Raw genomic sequence first — 16887 nt, forward strand, 5'->3', positions numbered from 1 at the left:
CTGACGAAGAACAGGAGCGAAAAGGACCAAAAAATCGCCCAAAGCACACACGAAAACGGATACATCAAGCCAAGAAAAACTTTTTGGAGAAATTCAAAACAGCTTCTAAGTATGCGAAATATTAAACATTTTAATATATGCTGATTTATGAAAGGAATTGTTCTAGCCGGCGGTAGCGGTACACGGTTGTACCCTATCACCAAGGGAGTGAGCAAGCAGTTGCTCCCCATCTTTGACAAGCCGATGATCTATTACCCGGTATCAACACTGATGCTGGCGGGTATTAGAGAGATTCTGATTATCTCGACACCGTATGACCTGCCTTCGTTCAAACGTCTGCTGGGTGACGGCAGCAATTTCGGAGTACGCTTTGAATATGCCGAACAGCCTTCACCCGATGGACTGGCGCAGGCGTTCATTATTGGTGAACAGTTTATCGGCAATGACTGTGCCTGCCTGGTACTGGGAGACAACATTTTCCATGGCAACGGATTCAGTGCCTTGCTGAAAGAGGCGGTGCGCACGGCGGAAGAAGAAAAGAAAGCTACGGTATTCGGTTACTGGGTGAACGACCCGGAACGTTACGGAGTAGCGGAGTTCGACAGGAACGGGAACTGCCTGAGCATTGAAGAGAAACCGGAACATCCGAAATCGAATTATGCAGTGACTGGACTGTATTTCTACCCGAACAAGGTGGTGGAGATAGCCAAGAACATCAAGCCTTCGGCACGCGGCGAACTGGAAATCACTTCGGTAAACCAGCGTTTCCTGTCGGACGGAGAACTGAAGGTACAGACGTTGGGACGTGGTTTTGCCTGGCTGGATACGGGTACACACGACTCTCTGGCTGAAGCTTCTACATACATTGAAGTGATAGAAAAACGCCAAGGATTAAAGGTAGCCTGCCTGGAAGGCATCGCTTACCGCAAAGGATGGATTACGGCAGACAAACTGCGGGAAGAAGCACAGCCGATGCTGAAGAACCCTTACGGACAGTACCTGCTGAAAGTAATTGAAGAGGTAGCAAGAACCGGAAGGGAGAACCTGGAATAGCTGTAAATCAAAAAACTGATTGGCCAGGTTTTAGACAGTAAAGCATTTGAAACCTTATTCCTGATATCTGGCATCTGAAAATCAGTCAACCGACAATATATAAAATCATGGAAGTTATAAAGACAGATATAGAAGGCGTAGTAATCATAGAGCCGCGCATCTTCAAAGACGCACGGGGATATTTCTTTGAGAGCTTTTCGAAAAGGGAGTTTGAAGAAAAAGTCGGACACGTGGAATTTGTACAGGACAACGAAAGCATGTCTTCGTATGGCGTAATGAGGGGGCTGCACTTTCAGCGTCCGCCATACACACAGGCAAAACTGGTGAGATGTGTGAAAGGAAAAGTACTGGACGTTGCCGTAGATATACGCAAAGGCTCGCCCACGTACGGGAAGCACGTTGCCGTTGAACTGACCGAGGACAACCACAGGCAGTTCTTCATCCCGAAAGGGTTTGCACATGGTTTTGCGGTATTGAGCGAAACTGCAATATTTCAGTATAAATGTGATGAGTTCTACCATCCCGAAGCGGATGGTGGCATAAGTATTCTTGACGGAAGCCTTGGAATAGACTGGCGCATCCCGACCGCACAAGCCATACTCAGCGAGAAGGATACGAAACATCCGTTATTGAAAGACTTTGATTCACCATTTAACTTTTAGATAACCAGTTGACCAGTTGACAAAGTGTTTGGATATACGTTATTAGAAACTGCTTCGAATTTATCGTGTGCCGATTTGAGATGTTTTACAGCAGGCTACCTGACGAAAAACAGAACTAAACTTTGCCAACCGGTCAGCTGATACTTTGTCTATTAACAAAAGAAACAATGAATATACTTGTAACCGGCGCAAACGGCCAGCTTGGCAACGAGATGCGCATAATAAGCAAAGATACAGACGACTGCTACACGTTTACCGACGTTGTAGAAGTTGAAGATGTGGAAACAACAATACTTGACATAACCGATACAGATGCCGTAAAACGTATGGTAAAGGAAAAAAACATACAGTGCATCGTTAATTGTGCCGCTTATACTAACGTTGACAAAGCGGAGAGTGACGAAACTCTTTGCAGGAAACTGAATGCCGAAGCTCCGAGAATCCTAGCCGAAGCAATGAAGGAAGCGGGAGGAATGCTCGTGCAAATTTCAACAGATTATGTTTTCGGCGGAGACCCTTACAACACACCATGCAGAGAAGAGCAAAAAGGAACACCTACAGGTGTTTACGGCAAAACAAAACTTGAAGGCGAGAAGAATATCGAAGCCATGGGCTGCGATTACGTCATCATCCGGACAGCCTGGCTTTATTCGGAATTCGGCCGCAATTTTGTCAAGACAATGCTCAACCTTACAGCTACCAAGCCGAAACTGAACGTGGTATTCGACCAGGCTGGAACACCTACCTACGCATACGACCTTGCCGTAGCAATCAAAGCTGTGCTTGCCGACTATGAAAAGGAAAATCCGAAGGAAGGTTATTCCAAATGTGGCATATACCATTTCAGCAACGAGGGAGTCTGCTCATGGTTCGACTTCACAAAACAAATTGCCGAACTAGCAGGAAACACTGCCTGCGACATTGAGCCTTGCCATAGCGATGAATTCCCCAGCCCCGTGAAGCGTCCCGCTTACTCGGTACTTGACAAGACAAAAATAAAAGAAACTTTCGGACTGAAGATACCTTACTGGACAGACTCCCTGAAAATATGCATGAAGAACATGGGAGCAATACAACAGTAATAACCAAACAAACATAAAGATATGGAATTCAAGAGAAATATCATCATAACAGGTGGTGCAGGCTTTATCGGAAGCCATGTGGTACGCCTGTTCGTTAACAAATACCCTGAATACCGCATCATCAACCTCGACAAGCTGACGTATGCCGGCAATCTTGCCAACCTGAAGGATGTGGAGGACAAGGAAAACTATGCATTCGTAAAGGCGGACATCTGCGATTATGAAACAGTGAAGGAGTTGATGGAGAAGTACAACATTGATGGAATCATACATCTTGCGGCAGAAAGCCACGTTGACCGGAGCATTAAAGACCCGTTCACCTTCGCCCGTACAAACGTTATAGGCACATTGACATTGCTTCAAGCCGCCAAAGAATACTGGGAAAGCCTGCCCGAAGGATATGAAGGCAAACGTTTCTACCACATCTCGACCGATGAAGTCTACGGGGCATTGGAATTGACCAATCCAGAAGGCATTGAATCTCCGTTCACTACGAAGGCAAGCTCGGAACACCACCACGCCTACGGAACAGAGTTCTTCACCGAAGAGACCAAGTATAACCCGCACTCTCCTTACTCGGCATCGAAGGCAAGTTCAGACCATTTTGTCCGTGCTTTCCACGACACTTACGGAATGCCGACCATCGTGACCAACTGTTCGAACAATTACGGTCCGTACCAGTTCCCTGAAAAACTCATACCTTTATTTATCAATAACATCCGCCACCGCAAACCGTTACCCGTATATGGCAAGGGTGAGAATGTGCGCGACTGGCTGTATGTAGAGGACCACGCAAGAGCCATCGACCTGATTTTCCATAAAGGCAAAATAGCCGATACATACAACATCGGCGGCTTCAACGAATGGAAGAACATTGATATCATTAAGGTGGTGATAAAAACCGTAGACCGGCTGTTGGGACGTAAGGAAGGTGAAGACATGGACCTCATCACCTACGTGACCGACCGCAAGGGTCATGACATGCGCTACGCCATCGATTCAAGAAAACTCCAACGTGAACTGGGCTGGGAACCGAGCCTGCAGTTTGAGGAAGGCATCGAAAAGACCGTCCGCTGGTATCTGGATAATCAGGCGTGGATGGACAACGTAACAAGCGGGGATTATCAGATGTATTATGATGAAATGTATAAAAACCGTTAACAAGCAACAACGGATTTTTCACCATACTACAAAAACAGTTTCTTAAAAAAAAGGATTACCGCTCACGCGGTAATCCTTTCCGTTATTGAGTTAGTAATTTAATTTGAGAGAATTGAAACTTCACAGCCTCATCAATGATTTTTCTAATAAGCACTAACTAATATATATTTAAAAGCAAATGAAAATGTCATACCTCATTGTTTGTTCACATTCTTTTGGGGAGTGTCCTTGACTGATGCATTCACCGAGTCGGGCTTATACGCCACCTGAGGGTCTTGCCGCTCCCGTTCAAACTGGTCGTAAACATAAACCACTTCCGATTTTCCGGTATTCATAGAATGTTTTACCACCCCTCCTATCGTGAAAAGGAAACCCATGATGACCGCAGCCTTGAATAAGGGCATCAGCCTCATCTGCAACGTGAGCCGCTTTGCTTTCACTACCGGACGTTCGATTTCCGCCAACAGGCGTTCATCAAAATCGTCACTCAGCTTAAGCATCTTCCCGGCATCCTGATAAGCGAACAAGGACCGGTAGCGCGACAAGTGTGCCGGCACTTCTTCTTGACGGAAGAAGCAACGCAGGATTTGTTCCTCTTCGAGCGAAGCCTCACAATTCCAATATTTCTCCAATAACTGTTCGATGTACTTATAGTCCATAGTCGTTTATCTCGTTATACTTTAATCTTATCCGTTGCCTTGCCCTAAACAGATTGACCTTCACCTGTTCTTCCGTCAGTCCCAATATAACCGCTATCTCCTTATAGTTTTTGCCTTCTATATCGCGGAGCTGAAGGATAGAACGCTGTTTTTCTGGTAATTCGTTTATCAGCCGATGTATAATGGACAACTGTTCATTTTGTTCCATCAACTGGTCGGGCATCTTTGCATCGGGCATTTCCTGCGTTTCCGGAGTCAATTCCAGGTTTTGCGATTCCATTTTCTGGCTTCGGTCAATGGCAAGATTACGGGCTATAGTAAGGCAATACGCCTCTATCGAGTCCATCTGCTGCCATTCGTCACGCTTGTTCCATACCCTAATCAGTGTATCCTGAACAATATCTTCCGCCTCCGCGCGATCGAAAGTGATGCGCAGTGCCAATCTGAAAAGCTTGTCTTTCAGCGGCAGGATATCTTCTCGAAAACTGATTGTATGCATTGCTTTCTATAATAATGACGGGTGAGTGACTGAAAAGTTACACTCACCCGCCGTTTTTTTTGAACTTATTTTTTTATCACTGTACCGATATCCTTTCCGATGGCTGATGCCGAGGTAATTATCACTTGTCCTACACCAGCTTCAAGGGCAGAAAATGCATTTTCCAACTTAGGAATCATTCCGTCCTTGATAATGCCTTTACCCACATATTCCCGGAATAAATTAGGGGTAAGCACAGGTATGACACTATCATCATCATTCTCATCACTCAGCACACCTTTTTTCTCAAAACAGTAGACCAACGTCACATCAAATATCTGAGCCAAGGCTTTTGCCGTCTCACCGGCTATCGTATCAGCATTTGTGTTGAGGATATGCCCTTTCCCATCGTGAGTAAGTGGAGCCATCACCGGTATCACTCCCCGGCGGATGAGTGTTGCCAATGCTTCGGCATCCACCCGTTCAACATCACCTACAAACCCGTAGTCGATGTCCTTTACCGGACGCTTCACCGAACGGATGACATCCATATCAGCACCGGTCAAACCAATAGCATTAACACCTTTTGCCTGAAGACCTGCCACTATGTTCTTATTGACCAGCCCCCCATAAACCATTGTGACTACCTTGAGAGTTTCGGCATCCGTTACGCGACGCCCGTTTACCATAGTGCTTTCAATGCCCAACCGGGAAGCCATATGCGTAGCAGAACGTCCGCCTCCATGCACCAGCAGCTTATAACCGGTCAGTACGGAAAAATCGTCTAACAGCTGATTGAGTGTATCGGCTTCCTCCACGATTTTCCCACCTACCTTTATAATTGTCAGTTTTTCTTGCATATATTTTCTATTTGACGAAGTATCAGTTGAGACGACAAGGATTTCCCGAAAACAACCAGGACCTTGTCAATCTGCCGTCTTGTTATCTATTTTATTCCAAATATGTATAGCCATACAGTCCCGAACGGTAATTTGCCAGAAATTCTTTGCCTTCTTCCAGCGAAATCTTTCCTTCTTTTACCGATTTCGTAACCCATGTTTCAAGGGTACGCACCAGCTTCTTCGGATTGTATTGCACATAGTCGAGCACTTCCGCCACGGTCTCGCCATCAATAACCTGATCAATGGTATAGCCTTTTTCGCTCACACTGACATGAACGGCGTTCGTATCGCCGAAGAGGTTATGCATATCTCCTAGAATTTCCTGATAAGCCCCCACCAGGAACACACCGATATAATATGACTCTTTAGCCTTGATGGTATGCACCGGCAAGTCATGAGACACATTGCGTGATGTTACGAAATTAGCAATCTTCCCATCGGAATCGCATGTAATATCCTGCAAGGTTGCCGTACGATCGGGACGTTCGTCGAGGCGCTGAATCGGCATAATGGGAAATATCTGATCGATAGCCCATGAATCAGGAAGTGACTGAAACAATGAGAAGTTACAGAAATACTTGTCGGCAAGTAACTTATCGAGGTTACGAAACTCATCGGGTGCATGCTTCAGCCCCGAAGCAATCTGATTGATTTCACGGGTCACCGACCAATACATCCGCTCAATCTGAGCACGTGTCTTCAAATCTACAATACCATGGCTGAACAAGTCGAGGCTCTCTTCACGGATTTGTTGTGCATCATGCCACGCTTCCAACATCCGGCTTTGGTTCAGGTTATCCCAAATATCATACAGTTCGTGCACCAGTTCGTGATCGTCTGGGCTTACCTCAAATTCTTCGTCCATCGAAGGAAGCGAAGCCGTTTCAAGCACCTCGAATATCAACACCGAATGATGTGCCGTGAGCGAGCGTCCGCTTTCAGTAATGATGTTAGGATGCGGAATACCATTCTTGTTACTCGCATCCACCATAATAGATATGGAATCATTCACATACTCCTGAATGGAATAATTCACGCTGCTTTCACTATTCGACGAGCGTGTACCATCGTAGTCCACACCCAAACCGCCTCCAATGTCGACAAACTCTACGGGGAATCCCATCCGGTAGAGCTGTACATAAAACTGCGAAGCCTCACGCAATGCAGTCTTGATACGACGTATCTTAGTCACTTGACTTCCGATATGGAAATGAATCAGCTTCAGGCAATCTTGCATTTTCTTTTCTTCGATAAAATCGAGTGCCTCAAGCAGTTCACTGGAAGTCAGCCCGAACTTGCTGGCATCTCCCCCACTTTCTTCCCATTTTCCACTTCCAGAAGAAGCCAGCTTGATACGTATACCGATATTGGGACGTACATTGAGTTGCTTTGCCATTTTGGCTATGAGGCGAAGCTCGTTCAGTTTCTCCACTACCAGGAAAATGCGCTTTCCCATCTTCTGTGCCAGCAAAGCCAGTTCGATGTAACTCTCGTCTTTGTATCCGTTACAAATAATCAGCGAATCGGAGTCAGTATTGATGGCTATCACGGCATGCAGTTCGGGTTTCGAACCTGCTTCCAGTCCCAAATTGAACTTCTTGCCGTGGCTGATGATTTCTTCTACCACGGGACGCATCTGGTTCACCTTAATGGGATAAATGATGAAGTTCTGTGCATTGTAGCCATATTCCTCCGCTGCCTGTCGGAAACAGTTCGAAATTTTTTCGATACGGTTATCCAAAATATCAGGGAAACGCACCAGCATCGGTGCTGTGACGTCCCGGAGCTGCAATTCATCCACCAATTCTTTCAAGTCGACTGCAACACCGTCTTTTCTGGGAGTCACTTCTACGTGACCTTTGTCATTAATCCTAAAATAGGAAACACCCCACCCCGTAATGTTGTAGAGTTCTTCTGAATCTTCAATACGCCATTTTCTCATTTCACAACATAAAAATCTTCGTTTATAATTATTTTGCAGTTGACCTGGGACTAAGTACCAGAACCAATAGCAGAACTATTAAAAAACCTGGTCAACTCTTTTCTTCCAACATTGTCCTCAACCGCTCTACGGATTCGCCTATCTGCCTCCGGTCTTCCAGCAGGCTAGAATCGAAATGATATTTTGCCTGACTGTAAAATGCCATACGCCCTGCCAGTCCGTCTTTGATGAAGCCCATCAGTTCCTCGTCGGTCTTATCCGCCAATAAGGGACGTTTGGCTTTTGCTACTTTCAGCCGACGAAACAAAGCTTCGGGTGAAGCATTCAGAAACACAGTATCGCCCGTGCGATTCATGTACGCAATATTATCGAAAAAACACGGAGTTCCTCCTCCGGCAGCTATCACCACATTCTCAAATTCACCTACCTCGTATAGCATATTGCGCTCCACTTCGCGAAAACCACTTTCTCCCCGCTCGGCAAACAGTTCGCGTATCGTACGGTGCATCCGCTCTTCGATGTACCAGTCAAGATCAATAAACTGCATACCGGCAGCACAGGCAAAGGCTTTTCCCAACGTTGTTTTGCCTGAGCCCATATAACCTATCAGATAAATCCGTTTCATTCCTTCCGTCTAGAGGTACTACGAATTTTACGGGTTTCGGCCTTCTCCTTCTGCAGTTCTATTACCTTGAAACAAGCATTAAGCGTCAGGTCTGCCGCCTCAATATTCTCGGGAATCTTGTAGTTTTTCTTCTCATAAGAAATGTAAGGACCGTATTTCCCGTTCATAATCTGCAAGTCTGGATTCTCCTCGAACGTCTTGATAACACGCTTGGCGGCAGCATTCTGTTTTTCGTGTATCAGCTCTTCGGCTTCTGCAAGCGTAATAGTAAGCGGATCCATAGTTTTCGGAATGGATACGAACAATTTGTCGTAACGTACATAAGGACCGAAACGTCCTACACCGACCGAGACTTCCTTACCATCCGATTCACCCAGCACACGCGGAAGGCGGAACAAGCCAAGCGCTTCCTCCAACGTGATAGTCTCCAGCGAATATTCTTTCTGCAACTGAGCAAAACGCGGCTTTTCTGTATCATCGGCAGAACCTATCTGTACTACAGGACCGTAACGTCCGATTTTTACCGAAACCTGTTTGCCACTTGTGGGATCAGTTCCCAAGATGCGTTCGCCTACCTTGTGTTCTGACTTGCTCGACATTGTCTTCTCTACCAGCGGATGGAAATCTTCGTAAAAAAGTTCCATCACATCTGTCCATTTTTTTTCTCCCTCGGCTATCTCATCGAACTGTTTTTCGACATTTGCCGTGAAATTGTAGTCCATGATCTGAGGAAAGTATTCTTTCAAGAAATCATTCACTACGATGCCGACATCCGTAGGCAAAAGTTTCGCCTTCTCGCTTCCGGTCAATTCCACCTTAGTGCTTTCTGACATTTTTCCACCTTGCAACGAAAGAATCTTATACTGACGCTCTGTACCCTCACGATTGCCTTTCTCTACATACCCACGCTGCTGAATGGTGGATATGGTAGGTGCATATGTGGAAGGACGGCCAATGCCCAGTTCTTCAAGTTTACGCACCAAACTAGCCTCAGTGTAACGGAAAGGAGCCTGCGTGAAACGTTCGGTAGCGGTAATTTCCTTGTATTCAAGCGACTGCCCCACTTCAAGAGTAGAAGGCAGACGCATCTCACCTTCCGGCTCCACCTCATCATCGTACGACTCTTTATATACCCGTAAGAATCCGTCGAATGTCAACACTTCACCCACTGCTATGAATTTATCTTCGTGCCCGCTGATAGAGATAGTGGCAGTAGTTTTTTCCAACTCGGCATCCGCCATCTGCGAAGCTAACGTACGTTTCCATATCAATTCATACAAGCGGCGTTCCTGAGCCGTACCTTCTATAGTCTCATTTGACATATAGGTGGGGCGGATGGCTTCATGTGCTTCTTGTGCACCTTTAGTCTTAGTCGTAAAATGGCGGATATGCACGTACTTCTCACCCATCCGGGATACGATGGCTTCTTGACTGGTGCTCAACGCCAGGTCCGACAGGTTGACCGAGTCGGTACGCATATAGGTTATCAACCCGTTTTCGTACAACCGCTGGGCAAGCATCATCGTCTGTGCTACCGTATACCCCAGCTTACGTGCCGCTTCCTGCTGGAGAGTAGAAGTGGTAAACGGAGGTGCCGGCGATTTCTTCATCGGACGGGTGGTAATGTCTTCGATAGCAAACACAGCCTGCCCACACGACTGGAGAAAAACCTGTGCTTCGGCTTCGGTCTTAAACCGCCGCCCCAGTTCTGCACGGATTTCTGTCCCTCCGGCATTGGTAAAAATTGCCGTAACCTTATAGGACGCCTCACTCACAAAGGCCTGCACTTCACGTTCGCGCTCCACGATGAGACGAACAGCCACCGACTGCACACGACCTGCAGAAAGCGATGGCTTAATTTTCTTCCATAAAATGGGCGACAACTCGAACCCCACAATACGATCGAGCACCCGGCGTGCCTGCTGGGCATTTACCAGATTGATATCGATGTGGCGTGGATGTTCGATAGCCTTCAATATGGCAGTTTTAGTAATTTCATGGAATACAATCCGTTTCGTGTGCTCCGGCTGCAATTGCAGCACTTCATACAGATGCCACGATATGGCTTCTCCTTCGCGGTCTTCATCGGAAGCCAGCCACACCATGTCCGCCTTTTTAGCTTCTTTCTTCAGGTCATTGACCAGTTTCACCTTGTCTGCCGGCACCTCGTATATCGGGGCGAAATGATTTTTCACATCAACGCTGAACGACTTTTCCTTCAAGTCACGGATATGACCGTAACTGGAAAGCACTTTATAGCCGTTTCCCAGGAATTTCTCAATCGTCTTAGCTTTTGCCGGAGACTCCACTATAACCAGATTATTTTGCATCATTCCGTATTCCTATTAAAGTTTTCGGGACAAATGTATGAAAAAACCTGAAGTAAAACGATATAATAAGGTGGGTTTCTTGAAAAAATTCTTCATTTTTAGTGTTCAGCAAGCAGAAACATGTATCTGAAACCTCACAAAGACCGATGCAAACCTGTAACGGAACTCTAAAAAACTGTTTTGAATTTCTCAAAAAAGTTTTTCTCGTCTTGACGTATTCGTTTGCGTGTGTGCTTTGAGCGATTTTTGGACCCTTTCCGCTTCTCTTTTTCGTCAGATAGCCCGGCTATCTTCCTCATAGTAAAGACGCAAGATTTTGCGTCTTTACTCATTCCAAATCATCGCACGATAAATTCAAAACAGTGTCTTAATTTCTCCGATAATTTTGTTTGGCAGATACGAATCAATGTATGATTGAAAGGTTCAGTTTCTGTTTCAAGCTGTCTTCCTTTTACGTTCTCCATATGGAAACCGTACGGTTTCCATATCGAAAACATACGGTTTCCATATCAAGAACGTACGGTTTTGAGATGGAAACCATAAAAGGAAGCTGTCTGGATTGATAACGCAACCCAATCAGAAGCGCACGCTCAATCCTGCTGTGGCATAAAAGCCCTGTACGGGATAACCCGTTTCAGCAAGATAAGTACGGTTCAACAGATTATTGAGAGAAACGAACACATTCAGCCTGCCGAAGAATGCATAACCTGCCCCCAATGACAAACTGTTCACATCATCGGCTGTTTCCATCTCCTTCATGTCGGCACGTTGCTCGAAACGGTAATGTGCCTTGATCCACAAGTCTTTGTACAATTTTGCACGTACAGAAGCATCAAAGGCAAATTTCGGCTTGAGATAAAGCAATACCTCTCTGTCTTCCTTCACGTCCCATCCATAATACGTGCCCTGTGCCGAAATGTCCAGCCAATCCTTATACTGGTACGCCAGCCATGCACCACCATAGCCTACCTTCGCCTTATCTTGTGCCAAAAACGTATAGACATAGGGATAAGGTTCCTCCAACATACCCGGCAACCTGAATATCTCGTCCTTCACCACACGATAACCTCCGAAGAGGCGGAATCCCAACCCAGGCATGGGTGCTCCTTGCACACCTGCCTGCACATCAACTGGCGTGTAAGAAGTCTGCATCTGCTCAGCCTGTATCCAGTAGGGTGACTGTTCGTTCAAGCCGCGGAAATCATTCAGACGTGTACCCCCTGTGGCTTGCAGGTAGAAGCGATAAGAACGGGCGAAGAGAAAGTCGAATTTCACATCGGGCGATAGCATCAGCCGGCCGTCATGACCGAACTGCATATCTACATGCATCCCTGCACGAAGCTGTATGTGTTTGCTCCCGAACGTATAATGCGGATTGATGCAAAGCAAGGTATAATCGGTCTGGTCCACATCGTGAATCAGGTTATCCATTGCAAAACCGATGCCGACACGCTGCCTTTCATCGATATTGCCCGACACGAGACCTTCGGTATGGAAAATGTTTTCCGAGCCGCTTCCCATCCATGGCGAGTCGTACGCCCGACTAAAACTGCGTAGTCCTGTCTGAAACGAAAATTCCACTGGAAGTTTTCCTTCAACTGATGCCACACGCAGATACCCCTCACCCAACGTATAGCGTTGATGAGAGGAAAGCGAATAATCAACATCCTCTATTCCCCCAACAGGCATATAGTTGAACACTTGCGAAGCAAAAGAACCGCCCAATGCCAAAGAAACCTTACGGAAATCGTGACGGTACCCCAACGAAGCATCCGTGCGATAGAAACGTGATTTCCAGTCGTCTGCTTCGGTTATAACAGAAGGCACATCACCGTTCATTCCATAAAGCGATGCATCCACATGCAGGAAATCACGGCGGGAAATATCCCACAAATACGAAAAACGTGCATCAACATTATTGCGTGAGCCATAGCTTGCACGCAAGTATCCGCGTGGTACTTCACGCTGCTTCTCTTCACTGGTCATCGCCTGCAAAGGGGTAAAATTCCAGTTGGAGAAAGGATGGAGCGCAGTGGCATAATCGATATGCTGTTTGGGAAGAGCCGGCTCTTCCACTTTGGGCAAGACATTAACCTTAAATGCATCCATCACTTCGGGATTGTATTGGTTTTCTACCACTACCGTGCGATTCAGTGCCGAATCAGCAGCGTGTTGTTGGGCATTGGCCGCCATACACAGACAGCTCAGCCCGATTGTTGCTATCATTGATTTCATCACCTTAACTTCTCATTTTTTATTCAGTTGTGCCAAACGGGTTTCTATCATCTCCTGGATATCATCTTGCTCCTGATAGTTCTGTTTCAAAGATAAAAGATACTGCTTTGCATCCAGATTACGCCCCATCTTCACATAAATGTCTGATAAGAGCACAAAGCTTCGGGCCAGCCAATACGTATGAGGCGTACTCACCTCTATATATCCGAGCACTTCTTTTTCTGCCTTTTCGGTTTCACCGGCATCAAAATACAACTGCGCAAGCAGATACTTGGCTTCGGCTCCATAAACGTTACGCGTATCTTTAGCCAGTTCTGCAAGGTCATCCACAGCCTCACGGGATTCGCCTTTACCCAACCGTGCCTTTGCACGCGCATAGCGAGCTTCGTTAGCCAATTCGGGAGTCAGCTTGCTCTGTGCAAGCAACACCGACGCCATCCCGATAGTCTCCTCTGCGTCTCCACTCAAACGGGCACATTCCAACGCGTGTTGCAAAGCTTCCATCCGTTCTTCTTGCGAAACGACACGGTCTGCCATCCGCTTGTACAAGCCAAGCGCCTTTCCGTAATCCTTGCTTTGGAAAGCAATACCGGCAGAAAGTTTCATAGCCTCACCCGAGAAAGGATTATCGGGGTAATCAAGTACCTTATCCAAATACGTGGACGCTTCGGCATAATTCTTCTCGCCATAAGCTATCACGCCCAGATAATACACTGCATTGACACTGAATGCTCCTTGTGGAAACGACTGGAGATAGCGGGTGAAACTGACTTTCGCCTCAGCCGTCTCGCCACGCATATAGACTCGTTCGGCAGCAGTGTAGGTGAGCGAATCACGCTCGTTCACATCGAAGTTCCCCCCTCCCGGAAGGGTAGCCACAAAGTTCAAGTAATCGTCCACCTTATTCAGATCAATATAAATCGATTTCAAGTCACGTTGCGCCAAACGTGCCTCCTCGCTTCCCGGATAGTCAGCTATCACTTTCTTGTAGGCGGCGATGGCTTCGGGATACTTGTCTTCCTGATAATAGAGCAATCCGATTTCGTTGGCAGCTTTGCGCGAAAGAGGACTGTCGGGAAAACGTTGAAGCAACACCTGATAACGTTCGATGGCGGCAGCGTTACTCTCTTGCTGCACGAAAGCCCGTCCCTGCTCGTACAAGGCATCATCGATGTACGTCGAAGCCGGATAGTCGGTCAGCAAGCGGTTCAGGGTTTGTACTTTCCCGCTATAGTCCCGTTGCAGACCTTTCACGAAAGCCTCCTGGAAAAGCGAATAATCACCCAGACCGGGGTCAGTCGCCAAGGCTTGCACATAAAGAGCTTCCGCCTCTTCGAAACGCCGGGAATGGAAATTACAATCTCCCATCCGGTTATACACGTCAGCCGCTACCTTGCGGTCCTTTGCCTGCACTTGCGAGCAGCGGGTAAACCATCCGAGTGCCTGCTCGTATTGTTTCTGTTTGAAAGCGACATAGCCCAGATTGTATAAAGCAAGCGCGTACTCATCACCCGTACGGTCAGGAGTGTATTCCAGATAAAGCCGGTAATCGGCAGCAGCCTGCCCGTAATTCTCCATCCGGTATTTCGATTCGCCCCGCCAATAATAGGCATCTGCCAGCGTCTGCTGGTTATAACGTCCCAACTCAATGGAACGGCTAAAATATTCGATGGCATTTTCGAAAGCAGCCTGGGCAAACGCCTGTGTCCCGACACGGAACAGCAGTTTCTGCTTGGCTTCGAGAATGCGGGCACCCGGATGACTGATTTTGGCAATGGATTGCAAAGCTGCCTGATAGCTGCGAGTGTTCATATACACTTCTATCAGATAATCGTTCACCTTGTCCGTATAAACAGAATTGGGAAACTCGTTCAAGAACCGCTCGAACACCGTCACCGACTCGGCAAAAGGCGAATAAGAAGTCTCGTGGATGCAAAGCGCGTAATTATACAAAGCCTGTTCCTGCACATTACGATTGAACGTCATTGCCGAAGCTTGTTCGAAAGCCATACGGGCACGCGTCCGGTCTTTCAATTGAAGGAACGATAGCCCACTGTGTAAATAGGCGTTTTGTGCCAGTGCATCTGCAGTGCCGACTGTTTTCCCAAGGGCTTCTACCGCTTTCGAATACACCCCCGTCTGGTAATAACTCATACCCAGTTCATACCAGGCTTTCCTGTCGTACTCCCCTTCCTGGCTCTGACTATATATTTCCAAAGGCTTTACAGCCTCGGCATAACGTCCCATCCCATAACAAGCCTCCCCTTTGACACGTTGCATCAACCTGGCATATTCGTGGCGGGGATAAGCCTCCAGATACATATCTGCCATTTTCCCAGCCCTTCCATAATCATTCCGTTGCAAATAAATGTCGGCTATATAATAAGGAGTATAAGGAGCATATTTCTCACTGGTTCCGGCAATACGAAAGCCCTCCAGTGCCGTATCGTATTGCCCCCGTGCATAGTCGATATAAGCAAGCTGGTAAACCGCATCCGTGCGATACTCGCTGCTCACGTCTTTCAATACGGCAAACCAGAGTGCCGCTTCTTTCAAGTCCCCCTCTTTCAGGCAAGCCGTTCCCAAACGCATCAAAGATTCATCACGTTCGGAATCGGCAAGCAAGTGGATATCGCACTTCTTGAAACAAGCAATGGCTTTCCGGTAATTCCCGTCGAAGAAACAGGCAGAGCCTAATAAAGCATACACACGATTCAAATAGCGTGAATCCGGATAACGGGCAATGTATGTCTCCAACTGACTGATACGGTCGGGTTTGCCAAGTTCATACGAAGTACAAGCCAGCATATAAGCCACCTCTTCGTCAAAAGTTGTCTGAGGCTCTTGCCGCAAATAATGTGTCAGTGCCTGCCGCGCGGCGGCATAATCGTGCCGAAGGAACAACTCCTTCGCTTCGTCGTACAAGCGTGACGGCCCGGTGAGCGGTTCGGTCTGCTGGGCAAATGCCATCCACGGCAACACACACAAGGCTCCTGCCATCCACACCTTCTTTTTCCTATTCTTCATATCCTTCCGATTTATGTGAGGCTAAAAAACGAGCTACTCCCTCCCGTACCGAGTCGAGTCCGAAATCGCCCGGGTTGACTTTCTCAAGAGGCATCCAAAACGAATCCGCCACATCGTCCTTTGCTTCCAGACGGCTATCGTCTTCTACCCGACACAAGAAAAACTGGTCGAGTGTATGTACCAAGAAACCCGAATACAGATACGTGTTGGGCAACGAGAACTGATAAATCGCTTCAGTCACTTTCAAACCGGTTTCTTCGAGCACTTCGCGTGCCACTCCCTCCTCACCGGTTTCGTACATGTCAAGGAAACCGCCCGAAAGGTCCAATGTCCCTTTGGCAGGCTCCTTCCCACGCCGGCACACCAACAATTCATTCCGACGGTTCAAGATAAAGGCAACCGTCGCCGCACTGGGATTAAAATAATACACAAAGCCGCAATCGGCACACTTCTTTGCCTTTGCATTGCGAATCTCGAAACGAGGCGACCCGCATTTCGGACAATATTTGAATAACTCTAATGGATGCATAACCATAATTCTTTTTGATAATAAGGGCAAAGATAAAAGAAAAAGCTGTATATCTCCCGTCATTTCCCGAACATTTGCCACATTTCTTCATTTTTTTAGTTCCTATGTTTGTAATGTGCTAGCAAAATAGCATAAAGCCAAGAGAATTATTAAATTTGTAAATGAAAGAAATAACTTAATAAAACCTATGACTTTATGCGTA

The 16887-nt window shown here is 46.9% G+C and carries 13 protein-coding genes; 4 read left to right on the forward strand and 9 right to left on the reverse strand.

Going from position 1 to position 16887, the window contains the following annotated elements; all coding sequences use genetic code 11:
* Positions 1-147: 147 nt before the first annotated feature.
* From rfbA to B5F71_RS15485, 4 genes are all read left to right on the forward strand, one after another.
* Entirely contained in the window at positions 148-1053 is a 906-nt protein-coding gene (gene rfbA, locus B5F71_RS15470; RefSeq protein ID WP_022038893.1) for a glucose-1-phosphate thymidylyltransferase RfbA, read from the forward strand.
* Positions 1054-1160: 107 nt separating this feature from the next.
* Entirely contained in the window at positions 1161-1715 is a 555-nt protein-coding gene (gene rfbC, locus B5F71_RS15475; RefSeq protein WP_022038894.1) for a dTDP-4-dehydrorhamnose 3,5-epimerase, read from the forward strand.
* A 167-nt stretch (positions 1716-1882) separates the two neighbouring features.
* Positions 1883-2797 (forward strand): dTDP-4-dehydrorhamnose reductase, encoded by a 915-nt coding sequence (gene rfbD / locus B5F71_RS15480; protein ID WP_087212020.1) that lies wholly within the window; start codon positions 1883-1885, stop codon positions 2795-2797.
* Between the two features lie 21 nt (positions 2798-2818).
* Positions 2819-3958 carry a dTDP-glucose 4,6-dehydratase gene (locus B5F71_RS15485; protein WP_087212023.1) on the forward strand — a complete coding sequence of 380 codons (1140 nt, stop codon included), beginning with the start codon at positions 2819-2821 and terminating at the stop codon, positions 3956-3958.
* 194 nt (positions 3959-4152) lie between these two features.
* Here B5F71_RS15485 and B5F71_RS15490 read toward each other — a convergent pair whose 3' ends face one another.
* The 9 genes from B5F71_RS15490 to B5F71_RS15530 all read right to left on the reverse strand — a co-directional run bounded on the left by B5F71_RS15490 (position 4153) and on the right by B5F71_RS15530 (position 16685).
* Complete coding sequence (locus tag B5F71_RS15490) at positions 4153-4617, reverse strand: hypothetical protein (RefSeq protein ID WP_022038897.1); 465 nt, start codon at positions 4615-4617, stop codon at positions 4153-4155.
* Positions 4607-5116 carry an RNA polymerase sigma factor gene (locus B5F71_RS15495; RefSeq protein WP_087212026.1) on the reverse strand — a complete coding sequence of 170 codons (510 nt, stop codon included), beginning with the start codon at positions 5114-5116 and terminating at the stop codon, positions 4607-4609. Before B5F71_RS15495 ends, B5F71_RS15490 begins: the two co-directional genes overlap by 11 nt.
* A gap of 65 nt (positions 5117-5181) precedes the next feature.
* Positions 5182-5955 (reverse strand): acetylglutamate kinase, encoded by a 774-nt coding sequence (gene argB, locus B5F71_RS15500; protein WP_087212029.1) that lies wholly within the window; start codon positions 5953-5955, stop codon positions 5182-5184.
* Between the two features lie 91 nt (positions 5956-6046).
* Positions 6047-7939: a biosynthetic arginine decarboxylase gene (speA, locus tag B5F71_RS15505; RefSeq protein WP_087212031.1), complete on the reverse strand. Its 1893-nt coding sequence runs from the start codon at positions 7937-7939 to the stop codon at positions 6047-6049.
* 91 nt (positions 7940-8030) lie between these two features.
* Complete coding sequence (locus tag B5F71_RS15510) at positions 8031-8564, reverse strand: shikimate kinase (RefSeq protein WP_087212034.1); 534 nt, start codon at positions 8562-8564, stop codon at positions 8031-8033.
* Entirely contained in the window at positions 8561-10894 is a 2334-nt protein-coding gene (gene topA / locus B5F71_RS15515; RefSeq protein WP_087212043.1) for a type I DNA topoisomerase, read from the reverse strand. The genes B5F71_RS15510 and topA overlap by 4 nt, the downstream gene beginning before the upstream one ends.
* A gap of 576 nt (positions 10895-11470) precedes the next feature.
* Positions 11471-13129 (reverse strand): TonB-dependent receptor, encoded by a 1659-nt coding sequence (locus B5F71_RS15520; protein WP_087212037.1) that lies wholly within the window; start codon positions 13127-13129, stop codon positions 11471-11473.
* A 12-nt stretch (positions 13130-13141) separates the two neighbouring features.
* Positions 13142-16156 (reverse strand): tetratricopeptide repeat protein, encoded by a 3015-nt coding sequence (locus B5F71_RS15525; protein WP_087212040.1) that lies wholly within the window; start codon positions 16154-16156, stop codon positions 13142-13144.
* The gene (locus B5F71_RS15530) at positions 16146-16685 is read right to left on the reverse strand and encodes an NUDIX domain-containing protein (protein ID WP_022040217.1); all 540 of its coding nucleotides are present in this window, start codon (positions 16683-16685) and stop codon (positions 16146-16148) included. The genes B5F71_RS15525 and B5F71_RS15530 overlap by 11 nt, the downstream gene beginning before the upstream one ends.
* Between the last annotated feature and the right edge of the window lie 202 nt (positions 16686-16887).

It is taken from the genome of Bacteroides sp. An269 (assembly GCF_002159755.1).
GTDB lineage: Bacteria > Bacteroidota > Bacteroidia > Bacteroidales > Bacteroidaceae > Phocaeicola > Phocaeicola intestinalis.

What these genes read in the sequence shown, in the direction of transcription:
- argB (WP_087212029.1), bottom strand. Translation starts at nt 5,955, where the DNA reads ATGCAAGAAAAACTGACAATTATAAAGGTAGGTGGGAAAATCGTGGAG.
- B5F71_RS15490 (WP_022038897.1), bottom strand. Translation starts at nt 4,617, where the DNA reads ATGGACTATAAGTACATCGAACAGTTATTGGAGAAATATTGGAATTGT.
- topA (WP_087212043.1), bottom strand. Translation starts at nt 10,894, where the DNA reads ATGCAAAATAATCTGGTTATAGTGGAGTCTCCGGCAAAAGCTAAGACG.
- speA (WP_087212031.1), bottom strand. Translation starts at nt 7,939, where the DNA reads ATGAGAAAATGGCGTATTGAAGATTCAGAAGAACTCTACAACATTACG.
- B5F71_RS15485 (WP_087212023.1), top strand. Translation starts at nt 2,819, where the DNA reads ATGGAATTCAAGAGAAATATCATCATAACAGGTGGTGCAGGCTTTATC.
- rfbA (WP_022038893.1), top strand. Translation starts at nt 148, where the DNA reads ATGAAAGGAATTGTTCTAGCCGGCGGTAGCGGTACACGGTTGTACCCT.
- B5F71_RS15510 (WP_087212034.1), bottom strand. Translation starts at nt 8,564, where the DNA reads ATGAAACGGATTTATCTGATAGGTTATATGGGCTCAGGCAAAACAACG.
- rfbD (WP_087212020.1), top strand. Translation starts at nt 1,883, where the DNA reads ATGAATATACTTGTAACCGGCGCAAACGGCCAGCTTGGCAACGAGATG.
- B5F71_RS15530 (WP_022040217.1), bottom strand. Translation starts at nt 16,685, where the DNA reads ATGCATCCATTAGAGTTATTCAAATATTGTCCGAAATGCGGGTCGCCT.
- rfbC (WP_022038894.1), top strand. Translation starts at nt 1,161, where the DNA reads ATGGAAGTTATAAAGACAGATATAGAAGGCGTAGTAATCATAGAGCCG.
- B5F71_RS15520 (WP_087212037.1), bottom strand. Translation starts at nt 13,129, where the DNA reads ATGAAATCAATGATAGCAACAATCGGGCTGAGCTGTCTGTGTATGGCG.
- B5F71_RS15495 (WP_087212026.1), bottom strand. Translation starts at nt 5,116, where the DNA reads ATGCATACAATCAGTTTTCGAGAAGATATCCTGCCGCTGAAAGACAAG.
- B5F71_RS15525 (WP_087212040.1), bottom strand. Translation starts at nt 16,156, where the DNA reads ATGAAGAATAGGAAAAAGAAGGTGTGGATGGCAGGAGCCTTGTGTGTG.